The following is a 2,219-nucleotide window of genomic DNA, read 5'->3' as shown; positions in this document are numbered from 1 at the left end:
AGTGTACGGGCCCGAGCTGTCGATCTTGCTTGAGCCGGAGCGCGCTCAGCTTCTAATTGGCTTGGACATTTTGACTGCCTTCGAGCGTTGGGGCCGGATGCGTGAAGACCACGGCCTGTCAATTGAAGCAGCGCGTGACGTATGGATCGATGTAATCGGCCGCTTGTTGTTCACCGCCGGGCCGCTCAATCGGCTAAGATTATGGAGTTTGGTCGAAAGCGGGTGTGAGAACATGTCCTAGCCTGCATCCGCACTCGATCTACGTCGAAGACTTGGCGCACTATCATCACTCAATGCAATAAACTCGTTTCTACGCCAAAGAGATTGCAGTCCTATCTATGCTACCGGGACATGAGCGATGTTTAGTGCAATTTTACTACCACCGATTTGCCACAGCGCGCGCCTTCCGTGATTGCTGCTTGGCATGTACATGCTCGCCCACCACCGTCGGGCACTTGCGAGCAGCTTCCCACTGCTCATCCCACACACCCTAAGTTCCCGACGGTGTTCATCGATTCGAGGAAACCAAGACGGTGAAGCCGGCGGTGTGTATCTGCCGCCGAGACTTCGACATGGCCTTGGGTGCCCTAAGCGCCTTCCCCGCGAGAGCGCTTTCCTCGCTGAAATCCTGCCTAGTCGACTACCAACAAGACTTTCATGACCCCCGATGGGTCGCACAACGTCTCTGGCTCAGCGGCAATCCTTACCGTAGAGAGGCCAGAATGAGAGTCAAAGAACTCTATTTGCACCTCGCGCAAGCGTGCGAGCACACGGCGGGCATCACCGACCTTCCCGACAAGAGGGCCGGGATGCTGGCGTCTGCTGCTGTGTGGCGCCGACTGGCCAACGCCATCAGGCCGTCTGCGGAAGCGGTATCAACAATCCAACCGGACAAGCTCGCCGTCCTACAAGATCTGGAGGCAGACTCCGTAATCTTCCCGTTCTCAAGCTCGAAAAACTAAGCAAGCCGGGAGACCGGCAGACACCCCCGGAGTAAATGCAGGCGTCCACCGGCGTCGGCTTGATCCCGCGACCGACTGACCAGGTAGAGAACCTCGTGAGGGAATGAGGCGAGCGGGACAGCTTTGAAACTGGCCAGCGTTTCGAGCAGCATCACCCATTTTTGGCGACGAACGCGCTTCCCGGAAGTCGGTTCCCGTGTCGATCCGTGCAGAGGTGGTCCCATCGATTCTCGATGAACGAACCGCGACCCGCTCCAGACTTCAAAACCGTCGTACTTCTGGTCGCCGTTGTGCTCTTGGAACAGGCGCCTGGCCTGCTCGATCAGGTCCTCGTCGGAGCCGTCTCGCAGCAGCTCCACGTTCTGAATTTTGTCGTCGCGCAAAAAATAGCAGCGCATCGTCGCAAGATCAGCGACCGGCATATGCCCCTCAAGGCACAATGTGCGAAATTGCACATCGCCTCCGGTTGCTTTGGCGTACCGTGCGCGATGGTCCCGGAAGGCATCCCTGGCAAGTGGTCGCTTTGGGTGACACATCCCAAGCGTCTGGGCGGCATTGCGGAGTTGTACTCAACACCCGCTGCTGCTTCGGCGCGCGCCGCCGACCTTCGGCAGGCCGGCTACATGGTCGGGTGCAGAATCGCCCGCCGGGGGAGACCGTAGATGGCGGGCCACTTTTCCGCATAGGTAGCAAGCGGACCAGTCGTCGGCCCGGAACGCGATCGAGCGCCGAGCGTTTTCTGGCCATATGCGGCCCAACCTGAGCAATCTCGAACTCGACATGCTTCGCAAGCTGACGAATGGCGAAGCCGTATCGTTATCCTCGCATCTGCGGCTGAGGGACGGCGCTTGGCAGGCCAGAAGCCGCTGAGTGTTACCCATGAAGGCGCGTCTGCAGGCCGAAGTCGCTGTAGACCGGCGCGGCCGGCGAATGCCCTTTCGGCGTAAGTCGATCTTCTGAGCCGGCCACTCACGCTACCGACGACCGTCCGGAACGACGACAAGAGGTATGGCGTTGCTGGCCGAGTGAGGTCATCCTGGCCTCCCCGCTCGATCAGGCGGCCTCGCTCCTGACGATCCAGTCACCGACCTGGGCGGCCACCCGCCGCCCGTCCGGGGTCTCGACTGAGACCGTGCCGTTACTCTCCCGGAAGGCGACGAGCTCGCTATCAGCGTGCAGGGCGCAGATCGCCTCCCATGCCTCATCATCGCCAGTCCATTGCACCTTACCGAGCATGCGAGATCCGCGGAATTTGTC

General features: G+C 60.1%; 4 protein-coding genes. 2 read left to right on the top strand and 2 right to left on the bottom strand.

What is annotated here, in order from left to right; all coding sequences use genetic code 11:
• A partial coding sequence (locus RSO01_RS48790) for a hypothetical protein (protein ID WP_218037689.1) occupies positions 1-241 on the top strand: 241 nt, incomplete at its 5' end.
• A gap of 481 nt (positions 242-722) precedes the next feature.
• The gene (locus RSO01_RS46590; protein WP_147157447.1) at positions 723-962 is read left to right on the top strand and encodes a hypothetical protein; all 240 of its coding nucleotides are present in this window, start codon (positions 723-725) and stop codon (positions 960-962) included.
• Here the strand turns inward: RSO01_RS46590 and RSO01_RS46585 are convergent.
• Both RSO01_RS46585 and RSO01_RS46580 read right to left on the bottom strand, forming a co-directional pair.
• Positions 959-1,384, bottom strand: a complete 426-nt coding sequence (locus RSO01_RS46585) for a hypothetical protein (RefSeq protein ID WP_147157446.1) — start codon at positions 1,382-1,384, stop codon at positions 959-961. The two genes, RSO01_RS46590 and RSO01_RS46585, sit on opposite strands and share 4 nt — an antisense overlap.
• 631 nt (positions 1,385-2,015) lie before the next feature.
• The coding region (locus RSO01_RS46580) for a hypothetical protein (protein WP_218037688.1) at positions 2,016-2,219 on the bottom strand (204 nt) is incomplete at its 5' end.

It is taken from the genome of Reyranella soli (genome assembly GCF_007992495.1).
Taxonomy (GTDB): Bacteria; Pseudomonadota; Alphaproteobacteria; order Reyranellales; family Reyranellaceae; genus Reyranella; species Reyranella soli.
Note: the sequence above shows the minus strand (reverse complement) of the source record. Positions and strands in the feature narration are given on the sequence as shown.

Coding starts and splice junctions, on each gene's coding strand:
- RSO01_RS46585 (WP_147157446.1), bottom strand. CDS start 1,384: ATGCCGGTCGCTGATCTTGCGACGATGCGCTGCTATTTTTTGCGCGAC.
- RSO01_RS46590 (WP_147157447.1), top strand. CDS start 723: ATGAGAGTCAAAGAACTCTATTTGCACCTCGCGCAAGCGTGCGAGCAC.